The following is a 17,208-nucleotide window of genomic DNA, read 5'->3' as shown; positions in this document are numbered from 1 at the left end:
ATGGCCAAGAAGGCGCTGATCATCAAGGCGGCCGCGAAGCCGAAGTTCTCGGTTCGCGCGTACACCCGCTGCCAGCGGTGCGGGCGTCCCAAGGCGGTCTACCGCAAGTTCGGGCTCTGCCGGGTGTGCATCCGGGAGATGGCCCACCGCGGTGAGCTGCCCGGCGTGTCCAAGGCTTCCTGGTAATAGCCCGGCGCCGCGCCCCGCGCGTTAGCTGGACTGTCTCTTCGCCGTAGGCCTGCGCGAGTCGCGGGAACCCCGGCGAGAAAGGTTGACGAGTTACATGACGATGACCGACCCGATCGCAGACATGCTCACGCGTCTGCGTAACGCCAACCAGGCGTACCACGACCGGGTGACGATGCCCTACTCGAAGATCAAGGCGAACATCGCCGAGGTCCTCAAGACCGAGGGTTACATCGCCACCTGGTCGGTCGAGGAGCCCGAAGAGGGTGCCGTCGGCAAGCGACTGGTCGTCGAGCTGAAGTACGGCCAGAACCGGGAGCGGAGCCTGGCCGGTATCAAGCGTGTCTCCAAGCCCGGTCTGCGGGTTTACGCCAAGTCGGACGGGCTCCCGCGGGTGCTCGGCGGGCTGGGCGTGGCGATCATTTCGACGTCCCAGGGGCTGCTCACCGACCGGCAGGCCCGCAAGCGGAGCGTTGGCGGGGAAGTCCTCGCCTTCGTCTGGTAACGGGAGACAGGTAGAAATGTCGCGTATTGGACGTAAGTCGATCCCGGTACCTTCCGGCGTCGACGTGACGATCGACGGCCGGACCGTCAAGGTCAAGGGCCCCAAGGGCGAGCTGTCGCACACTCTGGCCGAGCCGATCTCCATCGAGCGGGCCGAGGACGGGCAGCTGAGCGTCAACCGCCCGAACGACGAGCGCAAGGCCAAGGAACTGCACGGCCTGAGCCGTACCCTGGTCGCCAACATGATCGTCGGAGTCACCGAGGGCTACCGCAAGAGCCTGGAGATCTCCGGCACCGGTTACCGGGTCACCGCCAAGGGTAAGGACCTCGAGTTCGCGCTCGGGTTCTCGCACCCGGTCACGGTCCCCGCGCCGGACGGCATCACCTTCACGGTGGAGAAGCCGACGCTGTTCCACGTGGCCGGCATCGACAAGCAGCAGGTCGGTGAGGTTGCCGCCAACATCCGGAAGATCCGCCCGCCGGAGCCCTACAAGGGCAAGGGTGTCAAGTACCAGGGCGAGGTCATCCGCCGCAAGGCTGGAAAGGCAGGTAAGAAGTGAGCGCCACGCTGCTCAAGCGCCGCCGCGGCGTCGCCGCCAAGCGTGCCGTCGGGCGTGCGCGTCGGCACTTCCGGGTCCGCAAGAGCGTCAGCGGTACGCCCGAGCGCCCGCGCCTGGTCGTCACCCGTTCGCTGCGGCACATCGTCGCCCAGATCGTGGACGACACCAAGGGGCACACCCTGGCGTCGGCCTCGACCCTGGACGCCTCGCTGCGCGGCACGGAGGGCGACAAGAGCGCCCTGGCCGGCAAGGTCGGCACCCTGCTCGCCGAGCGGGCCAAGGCTGCCGGCATCTCCAAGGTCGTCTTCGACCGCGGTGGCAACCGGTACGCGGGGCGGGTAGCCGCGCTTGCCGACGCCGCCCGCGAAGCCGGGCTCGAGTTCTGACAATCCCCGTCACGAGAGAAAAGGAAGGCTGCTGATGCCAGGTCAACAGCGCCGTGGCGGCGGGTCCGGTGGCAACGAGGGTGGTCGCCGCGACAACCGCCGTGAGGGCGGCCGCGGAAACGCGCCCGCCGAGAAGACCCCGCACCTTGAGCGGGTCGTCGCGATCAACCGTGTCGCCAAGGTCGTGAAGGGTGGTCGTCGCTTCAGCTTCACCGCCCTGGTGATCGTGGGCGACGGCGACGGCACCGTGGGCGTGGGCTACGGAAAGGCCAAGGAGGTGCCCGCGGCGATCGCCAAGGGCGTCGAGGAGGCCAAGAAGCACTTCTTCAAGGTGCCGCGGATCGGCTCCTCGATCCCGCACCCGGTGCAGGGCGAGGCCGCTGCCGGTGTGGTGCTGCTCAAGCCGGCCTCGGCCGGTACGGGTGTCATCGCCGGTGGCCCGGTGCGTGCCGTGCTGGAGTGCGCGGGCATCCACGACGTGCTCTCCAAGAGCCTCGGGTCGTCGAACCCGATCAACATCGTGCACGCCACCGTGGCTGCGCTGAAGGGGCTCGAGTCCCCTGAGGCCGTGGCCGCGCGTCGGGGCCTGCCGGTGGAGGATGTTGCGCCGGCCGCCATGCTGGCGTCCCGGGCGGGGGTGGCTTCCTGATGGCACGTCTCAAGGTCACCCAACTCCGGTCCGTGATCGGGACCAAGCACAACCAGCGTGAGTCGCTGCGTTCGCTCGGTCTCAAGCGGATCAACGACGTGGTGGTCAAGGAGGACCGGCCCGAGATTCGCGGGATGATCTTCACGGTGAACCACCTCGTGAAGGTCGAGGAGGTCGAGTAATGACGATCAAGGTTCACCACCTGCGCCCGGCGCCGGGGGCCAAGACCGCGAAGACCCGTGTGGGTCGTGGTGAGGGCTCCAAGGGCAAGACCGCCGGTCGCGGTACCAAGGGTTCCAAGGCCCGAAAGAACATCTCGGCGGCGTTCGAGGGTGGGCAGATGCCCATCCACATGCGACTGCCGAAGCTCAAGGGCTTCAAGAACAAGTTCAAGGTGGTCTTCCAGGTGGTCAACCTGGACCGACTGGCTGAATTGTTCCCCAACGGCGGTCAGGTCGGCCCGGCCGAACTGGTCGAGGCCGGCGCGGTCCGCAAGGGCCAGCCGATCAAGGTTCTCGGTTCCGGGGACTTGGGCGGTGTCTCGCTCCAGATCTCGGCGCACGCCTTCAGTGCGTCGGCCAAGGAGAAGATCGCCGCCGCCGGTGGCTCGGTAACAGAGCTGTAGGGCGGTACGGGCGGTACGTCGGAAGACGTGCCGCCCGTCGTTCTCAGCGTTACAGTTCATAGGTTTGGGCCCGGCATCTGCCGGGCCCAAACCTATGAACTGGCTCGGATTAGCAGGACACCCTGATCTGGTTGGATTCCTTGAACTTGTAGCCGCCCCCGATGGTGCTGCCCTCGATGATGGTGCGGTAGGTTTGGGTGCCAGTGCCACTGCAGTTGTAATACACGTACTGGTCGTAGCCGGGTCCGTTAACAGTTGCTGACTTCACGGTGTCCCAGCAGCCGATGCAGGTCCGCTTTTGGATCCGCACATACGCGACCGAGCTGCTTGAGCAGCCCTCGATGCTGCCGTAGCCAACGATCTGGCTGCCACTCTTGTACGTCGTGCCGATGTGGACATCGCAGGCTGCGGCTGCGGATGAGGTTGCCGCTGAGGTCGCGGCTGATGCTGAGGTTGCGGGTGGAAGGGCTATGCCTCCGACCAGCAACACAACTGCGGTGGCCAGCCTGGCGGTTGCACGTTGAAACTTCACTGAGCGTACTCCCGTTGTAGCGCTTGGTAACAGGACGCTATCGATGGCTCCGGATCGGGATCAATCGACATGGATCATCGTTACCTCCTTGTTACCTTGCAGCTCGTGAGCCTCGGTTGTTGATGGTCGGATGTGAATACCTACGAGTGGGCTCAAATGGCCTGCCCGGTCCGTCGGCCTCGGACCTTCGTCCACGTCGAGACGGATGGGTGAGCTCTGGCCCGTGCACCCTGTGGTGCTACGTTGGGTGAGGCTGTTAAGGTGTGTCCTCGGCGTCGTCAAGGTCGCCAGTCTGATGGTGCCCGTGGTGGCGAAGCAGCCACGCGGCCTTCGCGCAGGAGGATTCGTTGCTGTCCGCCTTTCTCAGTGCGTTCCGTACGCCTGACCTGCGTAAGAAGATTCTCTTTACCGTCGGCATCGTTGCGATCTATCGGCTTGGCGCGACAGTGCCCAGCCCGGGTGTCTCGTACGGCAACGTGCAGAAGTGCATCCAGGCCACCGAGGGCTCGACAGGTGTACTGAACCTGCTTGACCTCTTCTCGGGCGGCGCATTGCTCCAGCTGTCGGTCTTCGCGCTGGGCATCATGCCCTACATCACCGCGTCGATCATCCTGCAGCTGCTGACGGTGGTGATCCCGCGGCTCGAGCAGCTTCGCAAGGAGGGCCAGGCCGGTCAGGCGAAGATCACCCAGTACACCCGCTACCTGACCCTGGGCCTCGGTGTCCTCCAAGCCTCGGCATTCGTGGCGCTGGCTCGCTCCGGTCAGCTGTTCAACAACATGTGCGACGAAGAGATCATCCCGTCGAGCACTGACATCCCGGACTGGCTGACGCTGTCCATCCTGGTGATGACGATGACCGCCGGTACCGGTGTGGTCATGTGGCTCGGCGAGCTGATCACCGACCGCGGCGTCGGCAACGGCATGTCCGTCCTGATCTTCACCTCGATCGCCGCCCGGCTCCCCAGCGAGGGCTGGCGGATCAAGGAGAGCCAGGGCTGGTGGAAGTTCTTCCTCGTCATCGCTCTGGTCCTGGTGGTCATCACCGCGGTCACCTTCATCGAGCAGGCCCAGCGCCGCATCCCGGTGCAGTACGCCAAGCGCATGATCGGCCGGCGGATGTACGGCGGCACCTCGACCTACATCCCGCTGAAGGTCAACCAGGCGGGTGTCATCCCGGTCATCTTCGGTTCCTCGCTGCTCTACCTGCCGCAGCTGGCGCTCCAGTTCTTCGACCAGAACGACCCGGGCAAGACCCAGGCGTGGATCCAGAACAACCTGGTCGACCCGACCAGCCCGATCTACATCTCGGTCTACTTCCTGCTGATCATCTTCTTCACCTACTTCTACGTCTCGATCACGTTCAACCCGACCGAGGTCGCGGACAACATGAAGAAGTACGGCGGGTTCGTGCCGGGCATCCGCCCCGGCAAGCCCACCGCCGACTACCTGGACTTCATCCTCAGCCGCATCACCCTGCCGGGGGCGCTGTACCTCGCGATCATCTCGATCCTGCCGAACTTCTTCTTCATCTGGCTGGACCGGCAGCAGTACCTCAACTTCCCGTTCGGTGGTACCGCTGTGCTGATCATGGTTGGTGTTGCTCTCGAGACCAGCAAGCAGATCGAGAGCCAACTGATGCAGCGGAACTACGAAGGGTTCCTGCGGTAGATGAGACTGGTTCTGGTTGGCCCGCCGGGTGCGGGCAAGGGCACACAGGCAGAGTTCATCGCCGCGCACCTGTCCGTCCCGAAGATCTCGACCGGCGACATCTTCCGGGCCAACGTCTCACAGGGCACGCCGTTGGGCGTCGAGGCCAAGCGGTACATGGACGCCGGCAAGCTGGTCCCGGACGAGGTGACCATCAACATGGTCCGGGACCGGCTGGCCGAGCCGGACACCGCCGAGGGTTTCCTGCTCGACGGTTTCCCGCGGACCACTCCGCAGGCCGCGGCGCTGGACAAGCTCCTCGCTGACCTGGGCACCGCCCTGGACATCGTGCTGGAGTTGGTGGTCGACGACGACGAGGTGATCCGGCGGTTGTCCGGCCGGCGCACCTGCCGGGGTTGCGGCAAGATCTGGCACGTCGAGTTCGACGCGACCAGCCGGGAGGGCATCTGCGACCGTTGCGGCGCCGAGCTGTTCCAGCGCGACGACGACAAGCCGGAGACCATCGCCGCCCGGCTGCGGGAGTACGCGGAGAAGACCGCGCCGTTGGTGGACTACTACGGTGCCCAGGGCAAGCTGGTCGGCATAGACGCCACCGGCCCGGTGGAGGACGTCACGGTCCGCGCGATCGACGCCCTGCGGTCCTACGGGAGCTGACTGGCCTCGGCTCACCGCCGCCCGGATAGAGAGTGCGAACAGCGGGGTACGCTCAGCGTGCCCCGCTGTTCGTGGCAACGAAAGGTAGCGCCTCAATGCGTCGTCCCCAGCTGGACATCCAGCTGAAAACCCCCGAGCAGATCGAGAAGATGCGAGCCGCCGGCCTGGTGGTCGCAGAGGCGTTACGCAGGATGCGGGAGGCGGTCGCGGCCGGGGTCACCACGGCCGACCTGGATGCCATCGCCGAGTCGACGATCCGCGAGGCGGGCGCGGTCCCCTCCTTCAAGGGCTACCACGGCTTCCCGGCGTCGATCTGCTCCTCGGTCAACGAGCAGATCGTGCACGCCATCCCGTCGTCCGAGCAGGCCCTTGCCGAGGGCGATCTGATCTCGATCGACTGCGGCGCGGTGCTCGACGGCTGGCACGGCGACGCGGCGATCACCGTAGGGGTGGGCGAGGTCGACCCGGCGCTGCTGCGGATGGCCAAGGTCGCCGAGGACGCCATGTGGGCAGGTATCGCCGCCGCCGCCCGGGGCGCCGCCAGCGGGAAGGGCCGGCTGACCGACATCTCGCACGCCGTGGAGAACGCCGTACGCAAGGCGGGCCGGTACGGCATCGTCGACGGCTACGGCGGCCACGGCATCGGCACCGAGATGCACCAGGACCCGCATGTGCTCAACCACGGCCGGCCGGGCAAGGGACCCCGTCTGGTGCCGGGCATGGCGCTGGCCATCGAGCCGATGATCACCATGGGTTCTCCGCGTACGGTCGAATTGGCCGACGGTTGGACGGTCGTCACCCGGGACGGGTCGCGTGCGGCGCACGTGGAGCACACCATGGCGCTGCTGCCGGACGGGGTCTGGGTGCTGACCGCCCCCGACGGTGGCCGGGGCCGCCTCGGTGACCTGGTCACCGCCCGGCAGCCGAGCAACGCCCCGACCGCCTGAACCCACCCTGCGGCCCGGTCCTCCGGGCCTGCGGTGCGCCGGCCCGGGTAGGGGACTGGCGGCGTGGTGGCATGCTTGCCGGCATGGAAGTGCGCGACGGCCTGCGGGCAGGGGACTCCGACCGACAGGCCATCGCCGAGCGGCTGCGGGTCGCGCTCGACGAGGGCCGACTGGATCTGCACGAGTACGACGAACGACTGCAACGCGCCTATGCCGCTCGTACCTACACCGACCTGGATGCGCTGGTGCGGGACCTGCCGGCGGTGGGTGTCGAGGCACCGGTGCCGGCACAGCGGCACAGCGCGGGGTCTGCGGTGTTGCCCGGTCCCGCCGGGCGGCAGGTGACGGTGCGCTGGCTGGCCGATGTCTGGGAGTCCTGGCTACAGACGGTCGGGATCGTGGTCGCGATCTGGGCGCTGACCTCGCTCGCCGCCGGTGACCTGCTCTACTTCTGGCCGGGGTGGATCGCCGGGCCCTGGGGTGCGCTGCTGCTGGTCGAGACCGTCACCGGCCTGGCCAACGGCGAACCTCGGCGGTGGGCGGCCGAGCAGGAGCAGCGGCGGCAGCGGCGGGCGGCGAAGAAGGCCCTCAAACGGCAGCGTAAGGCCGCCGGCCGCCAGCAGGCTCTCGACCGGCCCGCTCTCGACCAGGCGGCCGAGTTCGGTGCCGAGGGAACGGAACTGCAGGGTGATCCGGGCTACCCGACGGTCGCGCTCCCGCAGCGGTCAATTCCGGAGCGGGAGGCCTGAAAGTCACGTTTGTCGTATCGGATCGGGGGTGTTGGCCGGTCGGTTTGGCGACGGCGTGCAGGCGGGCGTAGACTTTCTGATCGGCGCACAGCGTCCACTCCGCCATGCCCACCAAGCGCTTCGGTGGGACGCGGAGCCGCGGCTGGCGCGGGTCACCTGATCTTGATCAGGCACCCGTGTAAGGCGTTGTGAGCCGGTCCGGAGTAACCGACGTCAGGACAGCGGAGGACATGCCGAAAAAAGACGGAGCCATCGAGATCGAAGGTCGGGTCATCGAGCCCCTGCCGAACGCCATGTTCCGGGTGGAGCTCGCCAACGGCCACAAGGTGCTGGCTCACATCAGTGGCAAGATGCGGCAGCACTACATCCGCATCCTGCCGGAGGATCGGGTCGTCGTCGAACTCTCGCCGTACGATCTGACCCGCGGGCGCATCGTCTACCGCTACAAGTAGTCCTGACGACGGCCGGAAACGTCCCGTGTCCGTCTTCGACGTCCGGTGTCGCGCCTCGTGGCAACGGGCCAGATGGGAAGTAAGGCAACCGTGAAGGTCAAGCCGAGCGTCAAGAGGATCTGCAACAAGTGCCGGGTGATCCGCCGGCACGGCCGGGTCATGGTCATCTGCACCGACCCGCGCCACAAGCAGCGCCAGGGCTGATCGTCACGGCCGACCGGTGACCGCCGGTCGGCCGAGGGCGTGATCCGGGCCGCAGATCCAGCCAGCACATCACACATGCTCGTCCCAGCCGCGAGCGGTGCGCAGCGCGTACTTCTTCGTGGTTGACCCCCGGTCGGAGGCCGGGGCCCGCTTGGGCAGCGACCGAACCTGGTCGCCGGCGCAGCACGCGCCGGAGGAGACAGGTCGGCCGGTAGCGGGGTGGAACGGGTCCACACCTCCGCGAGACACCACAAGGAGTACGCCCACAGATGGCACGTCTAGTCGGCGTCGACCTCCCCCGCGAAAAGCGGCTGGAGATCGCGCTCACCTACATCTTCGGCGTGGGTCGCACCCGCGCCCTGGAGACGCTCGCTGCCACCGGCATCTCGCCGGACAAGCGCGCCCGGGACCTCACGGACGAGGAGCTGGTCCAGCTCCGTGACCACATCGAGGCCAACTACAAGGTTGAAGGCGACCTGCGCCGCGAGGTCGCCGCTGACATCCGCCGCAAGGTCGAGATCGGCTGCTACGCGGGCATCCGGCACCGCCGGGGTCTGCCCGTCCGTGGTCAGCGGACCCGTACCAACGCCCGCACCCGCAAGGGCCCGAAGCGGACGGTCGCCGGCAAGAAGAAGCCCGGCAAGAAGTAATTCTCTTTCACCGGAGTGCGGGTCCGGGTCTGCCCAGGTAGGCCAGGCCGCAACCCGTGCCGGGAAGTCAACTAGGAGCGCACAGACTTATGCCACCGAAGGCTCGTGCCGGGGCCGCTGTAAAGAAGGTCCGGCGCAAGGAACGCAAGAACGTCGCCCACGGGCAGGCGCATATCAAGAGCACCTTCAACAACACCATCGTGTCCATCACGGACCCGACCGGTGCCGTCATCTCCTGGGCCTCCGCGGGCCAGGTCGGCTTCAAGGGTTCGCGCAAGTCGACCCCGTTCGCCGCGCAGCTGGCCGCCGAGGCCGCCGCGCGTCGGGCGATGGAGCACGGCATGCGCAAGGTCGACGTGTTCGTCAAGGGCCCCGGCTCCGGCCGGGAGACCGCCATCCGTTCGCTGCAGGCGGTGGGTCTGGAGGTCGGGCAGATCTCCGACGTCACCCCGCAGCCGCACAACGGATGCCGTCCGCCGAAGCGTCGTCGGGTCTGAGAGGTTAGAGAGAGATGGCTCGTTACACCGGTGCTGACTGCCGCCGTTGCCGGCGGGAGAAGATGAAGCTGTTCCTCAAGGGCAGCAAGTGCGATGGTCCGAAGTGCCCGTTCGAGTCCCGGCCGTTCCCGCCCGGGCAGCACGGCCGCGGCCGCACCAAGGAGACGGAGTACCTGCTCCAGCTCCGTGAGAAGCAGAAGGCTCGCCGGGTCTACGGCGTGCTGGAGAAGCAGTTCCGCGGTTACTACGAGGAGGCCGTGGCCAAGCAGGCCAAGACCGGTGAGGTCCTCCTGCAGATCCTCGAGTCGCGGCTGGACAACGTGGTCTACCGGGCCGGCTACGCCAAGTCCCGGGACATGGCCCGTCAGCTGGTCAAGCACGGTCACTTCACGGTGAACGGCAAGAAGGTCGACATCCCGTCGTACCGCGTCAGTGCACACGACATCATCGAGGTTCGGGCGAAGAGCAAGGAGCTCACCCCGTTCATCGTGGCTCAGGCCGAGGCCGGTTCCAAGACCGTGCCGGCGTGGCTGGAGGCCATCCCGAGCCAGATGAAGGTTCTCGTGCACTCGCTCCCGGCCCGCCAGGTGATCGACACCCAGGTCCAGGAGCAGCTGATCGTCGAGCTCTACTCCAAGTAAGGGCTCGTTGCGGTGGCCCGCCCGGCGACGGGCGGGCCACCGGAACAGTTTGTGTCGTGGGCGTCATATGGCGGGCGCCCCGGAAGAGAAGAGAAGACATGCTCATCAGCCAGCGACCGACCCTCTCCGAGGAGTCGATCAACGAGACCCGGTCCCGGTTCACCATCGAGCCGCTGGAGCCGGGCTTCGGCTATACCCTGGGCAACTCGCTGCGGCGTACGCTGTTGTCGTCCATCCCGGGCGCGGCCGTCACCTCGATCAAGATCGACGGTGTGCTGCACGAGTTCACCACGATCCCCGGTGTCAAGGAGGACGTGGTCGAGCTCGTCATGAACATCAAGGAGCTCTGCGTCAGCTCCGAGCACGACGAGCCGGTCAGCATGTACCTGCGCAAGCAGGGTCCGGGCGACGTGACCGCCGGTGACATCCAGCCCCCGGCCGGTGTCTCCGTGCACAACCCGGATCTGAAGCTCGCCACCCTCAACGGCAAGGGCCGGCTCGACATGGAGCTGACCGTCGAGCGGGGTCGTGGTTACGTCACCGCGGCGCAGAACAAGCAGGCCGGCGCGGAGATCGGCCGGATCCCGGTCGACTCGATCTACTCGCCGGTGCTCAAGGTGACGTACCGGGTCGAGGCGACCCGTGTCGAGCAGCGGACCGACTTCGACCGGCTGATCATCGACGTCGAGACCAAGCCGTCGATGGGCCCGCGTACCGCCCTGGCCTCGGCCGGTTCGACGCTGGTGGAGCTGTTCGGGCTGGCCCGGGAGCTGGACGAGACGGCGGAGGGCATCGACATCGGCCCGTCGCCGCAGGACGCGCAGCTGGCGGCGGACCTGGCCCTGCCGATCGAGGAGCTGGACCTCACCGTCCGCTCCTACAACTGCCTCAAGCGCGAGGGCATCAACTCCGTTGGTGAGCTGATCGGGCGTACCGAGGCCGACCTTCTCGACATCCGCAACTTCGGCCAGAAGTCGATCGACGAGGTCAAGATGAAGCTCGCCGGGATGGGTCTGGGGCTGAAGGATTCGGCTCCGAACTTCGACCCGGCGCACGTCGTGGACGCCTTCGGCGAGGCCGACTACGACACCGACGACTACCGCGAGACCGAGCAGCTCTAGTCCGCGCTGCCGCCACACCTGAGGAGCACCAAGCATGCCCACGCCCACCAAGGGCCCCCGCCTCGGCGGCAGCCCCGCGCACGAGCGGCTGATGCTGGCCAACCTGGCCACCGCGCTGTTCCAGCACGGCAAGATCCAGACCACCGAGACGAAGGCCCGGCGGCTGCGTCCGCTGGCCGAGCAGCTCATCACCAAGGCCAAGCGCGGCGACCTCGCCTCGCGTCGGCGGGTACTGGGCGTCGTCAAGGACAAGGACGTGGTCTACTCCCTGTTCGACCAGATCGCGCCGCGGTACGCCAACCGTAACGGTGGCTACACCCGGATCGTGAAGACCGGCCCGCGCAAGGGTGACGCCGCTCCGATGGCGATCATCGAGCTGGTCGAGGAGCTGCAGGTCACCGAGCCGACGGCGAACCGCAAGACCGCCGCCCGCAAGGCCGCCCAGCAGGACAAGGTCGAGGCGCTGGCCCCGGCCGAGGAGGCCCCGGCCGCGCGTTCGGCCGACCAGGACTCCGAGGCTCCGGTGTCGGCGTCCGGTGACACCGCCGCTGCCCGCGAGGACAGCGACCTGGCCACCGAGGAAGGCAAGGCCTGATCCAGGCCGTCGTCGGGCCCGGCATCCCCCACGGGGTGCCGGGCCCGAGTCGTCGTGAGGAGGTACGAGGTGGACGAGCGGATCCGGCTGCGTCTGGATGTCGCCTACGACGGCGGAGACTTCTCCGGCTGGGCCGCCCAGCCGGGTCGGCGTACGGTCGCCGGGGTCCTGATGGAGACGCTGGACCTGGTGCTCGGCGCCGGGATCGCGACCGGGTTGACGGTGGCCGGGCGTACGGACGCCGGGGTGCACGCCTCCGGGCAGGTCTGCCATCTCGACCTGCCCACCGAGGTCTGGCAGGAACACCGGGACCGGCTGCTGCGTCGGCTGGCCCGGCTGCTGCCGGGCGACGTGCGGGTCCGGGCGATGACCGAGGTGCCGGACACCTTCGACGCCCGCTTCTCGGCCACCTTCCGGCGGTACGAGTACCGGGTGACCGACGCCCCCTGGGGTGCCGAGCCGTTACGTCGGCACGAGGTGCTGGCCTGGCCACGCCCGCTGGACACCGATCGGCTGGCCGCGGCCTCCGCCGGGCTGGTGGGGGAGCACGACTTCGCCGCGTACTGCCGGCGTAAGGAGAACGCCACCACCCTGCGGGAGGTGACCCGGCTGGACTGGCGACGTGACCCGGACGGAATCCTGGTCGCCACCGTGCAGGCCGACGCCTTCTGCCAGGCCATGGTGCGCAGTCTGGTCGGCGCGATGCTGGTGGCCGGGGACGGCCGCCGACCGGTGGAGTGGCCGGCCGGGCTGCTGACCCGGCGGGAACGGTCCAGCGAGGTGACCGTGGCCCCGGCGCACGGGTTGACCCTGGTGGCGGTGGGCTACCCGGAGGATCCGGCCGAGTACGCCCGCCGGGCCGAGGCCACCCGACGGCTGCGGGTGCCGGCCGAGGCCTGAGCCTCAGTCCTCGTCGGACCCGTTCTGGCTGCCGGTGTCGTCGGTGGGCGCGGGGGTGGGCTGGCTGGCGGCACCCCCGTTGGCCCGGCGCTCCAGCACCTCCCGGTTCAGGTGCAGTTCCAGCAGGTCGAACAGGATTTCGCGGACCACGGTGTCGCCGGAGCGGATGGTGTCGCCGTCGGCGCGGGTCACCACCGCGTACGCGACATAGTGGCCGCGTACCTGCCAGCCGACCCGGGCGGGGGCGGTGGCGATCACCTCGGTGCCGTCGCCCGCCGGCATACCGCGGAAGCGGCCCTCCCGCTCGTCGAGCACCTGGCGGATGCGGTCGCGGGCCCGTTCGGCGCTGGACCGGTCGGTCAGGTTGAACAGCCCGGCGGTGACCAGATGCTCCTGGTCGCTGGAGCGCAGGGTGGCCCGGACGACCTGGTTGCAGCCGAGCCGGACGAGCAGGGCCGAGACCTCCCCGGTGGCCGCCACCGCGCAACTGGCGCTCGACTGGGCGCGCAGCACCTCGTATGCGTGTCGGCCGTCGCCGAGGGTGAGGGTGCCGCTGGGGAAGACCTCCCGGCCGGTCAGCGGCGCCTGGTCGGTGTCGCGGGAATCCAGGTCGCTGGCCCGGGGGGAATCCGTGCCCGGAGTGTTGTCGTCCGATGGGGTGCTCGGCGCGGCCTGCTGGCCGATCAGCTGCCGACCGTCGAGCAGCGCGGCACCGGCCAGTCCACAGAGGGCGAGCAGCACCAGGGCGGCGGCGCCGCCGATCAGCACCTGCCAGGTACGTCCACCACCGCGGCGGGGTGGCGGGGCGGCCGACTCCGGTGCGGGCTGGGGCACGGCGGGGGAGGGGTCGTATGGCGCCGTCGGGGCGGCCTGGTAGCGGGGTGGCGGGTCCTGCGGCGGCGGGGGAACCGCTGCCGGGGCCGTCGTCGAGGGCAGCACCACCTGGTTGGGCCGCGGCAGCGACGGGGCCGGGAAGCGGGACCGCGAGGGGCCCGCCGGTACCGCATCGGTCGCGGGCGGTGCCTGCCCCTCGGGTTCGTCCTCCCGGTACGGGCCGTAGGCGTCCTCATCGGAGTCGTACCGATATACCATGCCGACCAGAGTAGGGACTTTTATCCCTTTAGTAGGTTTTTTGGGCAAAACACCTTGCGGCGGGTCGCTTCACCGAGGGGCGGCGTCTCGCCGGGGAGTTCGGGACCGGTGCGAGAATGACCGGCGTGACCGGGGACCACTACTTCACCACCACACCAAGCGCCTCCGCCAAGCCGCGCGAGGTGCAGTTCGCCGTCGCCGGCCGCGATTTCACCCTGGCCTCGGCGGCCGGGGTGTTCTCAGCCAACCGCCTGGATCCGGGTACGGCCGTGCTGCTGCGCAAGGCCGACCTACCACCGGCCTCGACCGAGGGGGCCCTGCTCGACCTCGGCTGCGGCTTCGGCCCGATCAGCTGCGTGCTCGCGACCGTCGCCCCGACCGCGAGGGTGTGGGCGGTGGATGTCAACGAGCGGGCCCGGCAACTCACCGCCGCCAACGCGGACCGCCTGGGACTGGCCGACCGGGTACGGGTGGCGGCACCCGAGGAGGTGCCCGCCGACCTGGTTTTCACCCAGATCTGGTCCAACCCGCCCATCCGACCCGGCAAGGACGAGCTGCACGAACTGCTGCTGCACTGGCTGCCCCGGTTGACCCCGGAGGGGGTGGCCTGGCTGGTAATGGGTCGCCACCTAGGCGGTGACTCGCTGCACCGCTGGCTGGTCGAGCAGGGCTGGCAGGTGGAGCGGCACGCCAGCCAGAAGGGCTTCCGGGTGCTTCGCGCCACGCGGTGAGTGGCCGGGGCCGGTAATCGGTTGGCTCCTCCGCCGGGCTCCGGGAGGATGCCCGCGTGGGATACGTGGACGTGGCAGCGGTCGGACACCACCTGCCGGACGGGCGGGAACTCTTCGCCGACGTGTCGTTCCGGGTCGGTGAGGGCGCCAAGGTGGCCCTGGTCGGGCCGAACGGCGCCGGCAAGACGACCCTGCTGCGGATGGTCGCCGGTGACCTGCCGGTGCGTACCGGCACCATCGCCCGTACCGGTGGGCTGGGCGTGATGCGGCAGTTCATCGGCATGATCGGTGACGAGTCCACCCTGGCCGACCTGGCGTTGTCGCTGGCCCCGCCGCCGCTACGGGAGGCCGGTCGCCGACTCGCTGAGACCGAGGCGGCCATGCGCGCGGCCGAGCTGCGCGGCAAGTACAGCAGCGCCGCCGGCAAGGCCCAACTGGCGTACGCGGAGGCCCTGGCCGCCTGGGGGGAGACCGGCGGGTACGACGCGGAGGTCCTCTTCGACACCGTCGCCACCATCGTGCTCGACCTGCCCTGGGAGACCGCGCGGCAGCGACCGGTACGCACCCTCTCCGGCGGTCAGCAGAAGCGCTTCGCCCTGGAACTGCTGCTGCGCGGCACCGACGAGGTGCTGCTGCTCGACGAGCCGGACAACTTCCTCGACGTGCCCGGCAAACGGTGGCTGGAGGCGCGACTGCGGGAGTCCGGCAAGTCCGTGCTCTACGTCTCGCACGACCGGGAGTTGCTGGCGCACACCGCCGACCGGGTGGTCGCCGTGGAGGGCGGCAGTGCCTGGGTGCACCCAGGTGGCTTCGCGAGCTGGCACGAGGCGCGGGTGGCCCGGCACGACCGCCTCGACGAACTGCGCAAGCGGTGGGACGAGGAGCACGAGAAGCTGCGCGAGTTGATGCTGATGTACAAGCAGAAGGCCGCGTACAACTCCGGCATGGCCTCGCGCTACCAGTCGGCGCAGACCCGGTTGCGCAAGTTCGAGGAGGCCGGGCCGCCGCCCGTACCGCCGAAGGACCAGGACATCCGGATGCGGCTGACCGGCGGGCGTACCGGCAAACGCGCGTTGATCTGCGAGCAGCTGGAACTCGACGGCCTGACCTACCCGTTCGACCTGGAGGTCTGGTACGGCGACCGGGTGGCGGTGCTCGGTGCCAACGGCACCGGCAAGTCCCACTTCCTGCGGCTGCTGGCGCGCGGCGGCACGGACCCCGACCCGGCCAACCCGCCGGTCGACGGCGCGGCGGCGCTGGCGCCGGTGGCGCACGGCGGCCTCGCGCGGCTCGGCGCCCGGGTGCGCCCCGGGCACTTCTCGCAGACCCACGACCGGCCGGAGTTGACGGCCAAGACGTTGGTGGAGATCCTCTGGCGGGGTGACGAGCACCGTGACGGGATGGACCGGCACGCGGCGATGGCGGCGCTCAGCCGGTACGAGTTGGCCGGCCAGGGCGACCAGCGGTTCGGCACCCTCTCCGGCGGGCAGCAGGCCCGCTTCCTGGTGCTGCTGCTGGAGCTGTCCGGGGCGACCCTGCTGCTGCTCGACGAGCCCACCGACAACCTGGACCTGGCCTCCGCCGAGGCGCTGGAAGCCGGGCTGGCCGCCTTCTCCGGCACGGTGGTCGCGGTCACCCACGACCGCTGGTTCACCCGGACCTTCGACCGGTTCCTGCTGTTCCGGGGAGACGGCGAGGTGGTGGAGACCGACGAACCGGTGTGGGAGGTGTCCTCCGGGCGGTGACCGGTGAGGTCACTCGGAGGTCCTCCGCGCGTCATATGGTGGATCACGTGAGTGAGATGACCTATCGCCGGCTGGGCGACTCCGGGCTCGTGGTGTCCGTGGTCGGAATCGGCTGCAACAACTTCGGCCGCAAGCTCGACCTGGACGGCACCCGGTCGGTGGTCGACGCCGCCCTCGACGTCGGGATCAACTTCTTCGACACCGCGGACATCTACGGCGAGCCGCACGGTGCCTCGGAGGCCCAGCTAGGTGCCGCCCTCAAGGGACGCCGGGACGAGGTGGTGCTGGCCACCAAGTTCGGCATGTCGATGAGCGGTGCGAACGGGCGGGACTTCGGGGCCCGCGGGTCACGGCGGTACCTGATCCGGGCGGTGGAGGCCTCGCTGCGCCGACTGGACACCGACCACATCGACCTGTACCAGTTCCACGAGCCCGACCCGGCCACCCCGATCGAGGAGACCTTGGCCGCCCTGGACGACCTGGTCCGCGCCGGGAAGGTGCGCTACCTGGGCAACTCCAACTTCACCGGCTGGCAGATCGCCGACGCCGACTGGACGGCCCAGACCCGGGGATTCCACCGGTTCATCAGCGCCCAGAACAACTACAGCCTGCTCAACCGGGACGTCGAGATCGAGGTGCTGCCCGCCTGTGAGCGTTTCGGGCTGGGCATGTTGCCCTTCTTCCCGCTGGCCAACGGCCTGCTCACCGGCAAGTACAAGCGTGGCGAGGCCCCGCCGGCGGGCAGCCGACTGGCCGGTGGCGGCCGGTACGCCCAACGGCTGGCCGCCGCCGACTGGGACACCATCGAGGCCATCGAGGGGTACGCCGCCGAGCGGGGGGTGTCCATGTTGCACGTGGCCATCGGCGGGCTGGCCGCCCAACCCTCGGTGACCTCGGTCATCGCCGGGGCGACCACCCCCGAGCAGGTACGCGCCAACGCGGCGGCCGGCTCCTGGCAACCCACCGAGGCCGACCTGGCGGCCCTGCGCGAGGTGCTCGACAGTCAGTAGCCCAGCCTGCGAAGTGGCCTGGGTGTGAGGCGGGGCCCCCCCCCGGGGGGGGGGGGGGGCGCCGGGGGGGGGGGGGGGGGGGGCGCCGGCGGGGGGGGGGGCGCGGGG

The 17,208-nt window shown here is 69.1% G+C and carries 24 protein-coding genes; 22 read left to right on the top strand and 2 right to left on the bottom strand.

The features are described 5' to 3' along the window. The 7 genes from ACLQ2T_RS03250 (at position 1) to rplO (ending at position 2,910) form a co-directional block, all read left to right on the top strand. Positions 1-186: a type Z 30S ribosomal protein S14 gene (locus ACLQ2T_RS03250; protein WP_007465272.1), complete on the top strand. Its 186-nt coding sequence runs from the start codon at positions 1-3 to the stop codon at positions 184-186. Positions 187-283: 97 nt separating this feature from the next. Then, complete coding sequence (gene rpsH, locus ACLQ2T_RS03245; protein ID WP_007073022.1) at positions 284-691, top strand: 30S ribosomal protein S8; 408 nt, start codon at positions 284-286, stop codon at positions 689-691. A gap of 16 nt (positions 692-707) precedes the next feature. Further along, entirely contained in the window at positions 708-1,250 is a 543-nt protein-coding gene (gene rplF / locus ACLQ2T_RS03240) for a 50S ribosomal protein L6 (protein WP_013735942.1), read from the top strand. Further along, positions 1,247-1,636 carry a 50S ribosomal protein L18 gene (gene rplR / locus ACLQ2T_RS03235; RefSeq protein WP_425764489.1) on the top strand — a complete coding sequence of 130 codons (390 nt, stop codon included), beginning with the start codon at positions 1,247-1,249 and terminating at the stop codon, positions 1,634-1,636. The genes rplF and rplR overlap by 4 nt, the downstream gene beginning before the upstream one ends. A 34-nt stretch (positions 1,637-1,670) precedes the next feature. Beyond that, positions 1,671-2,285, top strand: a complete 615-nt coding sequence (gene rpsE / locus ACLQ2T_RS03230) for a 30S ribosomal protein S5 (RefSeq protein ID WP_013735940.1) — start codon at positions 1,671-1,673, stop codon at positions 2,283-2,285. After that, positions 2,285-2,467 carry a 50S ribosomal protein L30 gene (gene rpmD, locus ACLQ2T_RS03225; RefSeq protein WP_425764488.1) on the top strand — a complete coding sequence of 61 codons (183 nt, stop codon included), beginning with the start codon at positions 2,285-2,287 and terminating at the stop codon, positions 2,465-2,467. The genes rpsE and rpmD overlap by 1 nt, the downstream gene beginning before the upstream one ends. Further along, entirely contained in the window at positions 2,467-2,910 is a 444-nt protein-coding gene (gene rplO, locus ACLQ2T_RS03220) for a 50S ribosomal protein L15 (RefSeq protein WP_013735938.1), read from the top strand. Before rpmD ends, rplO begins: the two co-directional genes overlap by 1 nt. A gap of 109 nt (positions 2,911-3,019) precedes the next feature. Here rplO and ACLQ2T_RS03215 read toward each other — a convergent pair whose 3' ends face one another. After that, entirely contained in the window at positions 3,020-3,442 is a 423-nt protein-coding gene (locus ACLQ2T_RS03215) for a hypothetical protein (protein ID WP_425764487.1), read from the bottom strand. 347 nt (positions 3,443-3,789) lie between these two features. Here ACLQ2T_RS03215 and secY point away from each other — a divergent pair, with 347 nt between their 5' ends. From secY to truA, 12 genes are all read left to right on the top strand, one after another. Further along, positions 3,790-5,112 carry a preprotein translocase subunit SecY gene (gene secY / locus ACLQ2T_RS03210; RefSeq protein WP_425764486.1) on the top strand — a complete coding sequence of 441 codons (1,323 nt, stop codon included), beginning with the start codon at positions 3,790-3,792 and terminating at the stop codon, positions 5,110-5,112. Continuing rightward, a complete protein-coding gene (locus tag ACLQ2T_RS03205) occupies positions 5,113-5,766 on the top strand; it encodes an adenylate kinase (RefSeq protein WP_327024040.1) in 654 nt (217 codons plus the stop codon). Between the two features lie 95 nt (positions 5,767-5,861). Then, a complete protein-coding gene (gene map, locus ACLQ2T_RS03200) occupies positions 5,862-6,713 on the top strand; it encodes a type I methionyl aminopeptidase (RefSeq protein WP_425764485.1) in 852 nt (283 codons plus the stop codon). An 83-nt stretch (positions 6,714-6,796) separates the two neighbouring features. Continuing rightward, positions 6,797-7,462, top strand: a complete 666-nt coding sequence (locus ACLQ2T_RS03195) for a DUF1707 SHOCT-like domain-containing protein (RefSeq protein ID WP_425764484.1) — start codon at positions 6,797-6,799, stop codon at positions 7,460-7,462. Positions 7,463-7,692: 230 nt separating this feature from the next. Continuing rightward, a complete protein-coding gene (infA, locus tag ACLQ2T_RS03190) occupies positions 7,693-7,914 on the top strand; it encodes a translation initiation factor IF-1 (protein ID WP_007073013.1) in 222 nt (73 codons plus the stop codon). A gap of 90 nt (positions 7,915-8,004) precedes the next feature. Further along, positions 8,005-8,118 carry a 50S ribosomal protein L36 gene (gene rpmJ, locus ACLQ2T_RS03185; RefSeq protein WP_012184307.1) on the top strand — a complete coding sequence of 38 codons (114 nt, stop codon included), beginning with the start codon at positions 8,005-8,007 and terminating at the stop codon, positions 8,116-8,118. Between the two features lie 269 nt (positions 8,119-8,387). Continuing rightward, a complete protein-coding gene (rpsM, locus tag ACLQ2T_RS03180; protein ID WP_117226239.1) occupies positions 8,388-8,768 on the top strand; it encodes a 30S ribosomal protein S13 in 381 nt (126 codons plus the stop codon). 89 nt (positions 8,769-8,857) lie between these two features. Then, entirely contained in the window at positions 8,858-9,265 is a 408-nt protein-coding gene (rpsK, locus tag ACLQ2T_RS03175; RefSeq protein ID WP_007073011.1) for a 30S ribosomal protein S11, read from the top strand. Between the two features lie 14 nt (positions 9,266-9,279). Next, a complete protein-coding gene (gene rpsD / locus ACLQ2T_RS03170) occupies positions 9,280-9,906 on the top strand; it encodes a 30S ribosomal protein S4 (RefSeq protein WP_013735932.1) in 627 nt (208 codons plus the stop codon). A gap of 98 nt (positions 9,907-10,004) precedes the next feature. After that, the gene (locus tag ACLQ2T_RS03165) at positions 10,005-11,027 is read left to right on the top strand and encodes a DNA-directed RNA polymerase subunit alpha (RefSeq protein ID WP_013735931.1); all 1,023 of its coding nucleotides are present in this window, start codon (positions 10,005-10,007) and stop codon (positions 11,025-11,027) included. A 34-nt stretch (positions 11,028-11,061) separates the two neighbouring features. After that, positions 11,062-11,622: a 50S ribosomal protein L17 gene (gene rplQ / locus ACLQ2T_RS03160; RefSeq protein ID WP_102658916.1), complete on the top strand. Its 561-nt coding sequence runs from the start codon at positions 11,062-11,064 to the stop codon at positions 11,620-11,622. Positions 11,623-11,691: 69 nt separating this feature from the next. Beyond that, positions 11,692-12,522: a tRNA pseudouridine(38-40) synthase TruA gene (gene truA, locus ACLQ2T_RS03155; RefSeq protein ID WP_425764483.1), complete on the top strand. Its 831-nt coding sequence runs from the start codon at positions 11,692-11,694 to the stop codon at positions 12,520-12,522. Positions 12,523-12,525: 3 nt separating this feature from the next. On the opposite strand, the gene ACLQ2T_RS03150 is transcribed toward truA, so the two are convergent. Continuing rightward, a complete protein-coding gene (locus ACLQ2T_RS03150; RefSeq protein WP_425764482.1) occupies positions 12,526-13,614 on the bottom strand; it encodes a hypothetical protein in 1,089 nt (362 codons plus the stop codon). A 125-nt stretch (positions 13,615-13,739) separates the two neighbouring features. Between ACLQ2T_RS03150 and ACLQ2T_RS03145 the strand changes: the two genes are divergently transcribed. From ACLQ2T_RS03145 to ACLQ2T_RS03135, 3 genes are read left to right on the top strand one after another with little or no spacing between them, the layout of a single operon-like run. Then, positions 13,740-14,345, top strand: coding sequence for a class I SAM-dependent methyltransferase (locus ACLQ2T_RS03145; RefSeq protein WP_425764481.1), 606 nt, complete (start codon positions 13,740-13,742; stop codon positions 14,343-14,345). 56 nt (positions 14,346-14,401) lie between these two features. After that, positions 14,402-16,090: an ABC-F family ATP-binding cassette domain-containing protein gene (locus ACLQ2T_RS03140; RefSeq protein ID WP_425764480.1), complete on the top strand. Its 1,689-nt coding sequence runs from the start codon at positions 14,402-14,404 to the stop codon at positions 16,088-16,090. 38 nt (positions 16,091-16,128) lie between these two features. Next, entirely contained in the window at positions 16,129-17,100 is a 972-nt protein-coding gene (locus ACLQ2T_RS03135; protein ID WP_425764479.1) for an aldo/keto reductase, read from the top strand. Positions 17,101-17,208 lie beyond the last annotated feature (108 nt).

The organism is Micromonospora sp. DT229 (genome assembly GCF_049844505.1).
Taxonomy (GTDB): Bacteria; Actinomycetota; Actinomycetes; order Mycobacteriales; family Micromonosporaceae; genus Micromonospora.
This window is presented reverse-complemented; position numbering and strand designations above follow the sequence as displayed.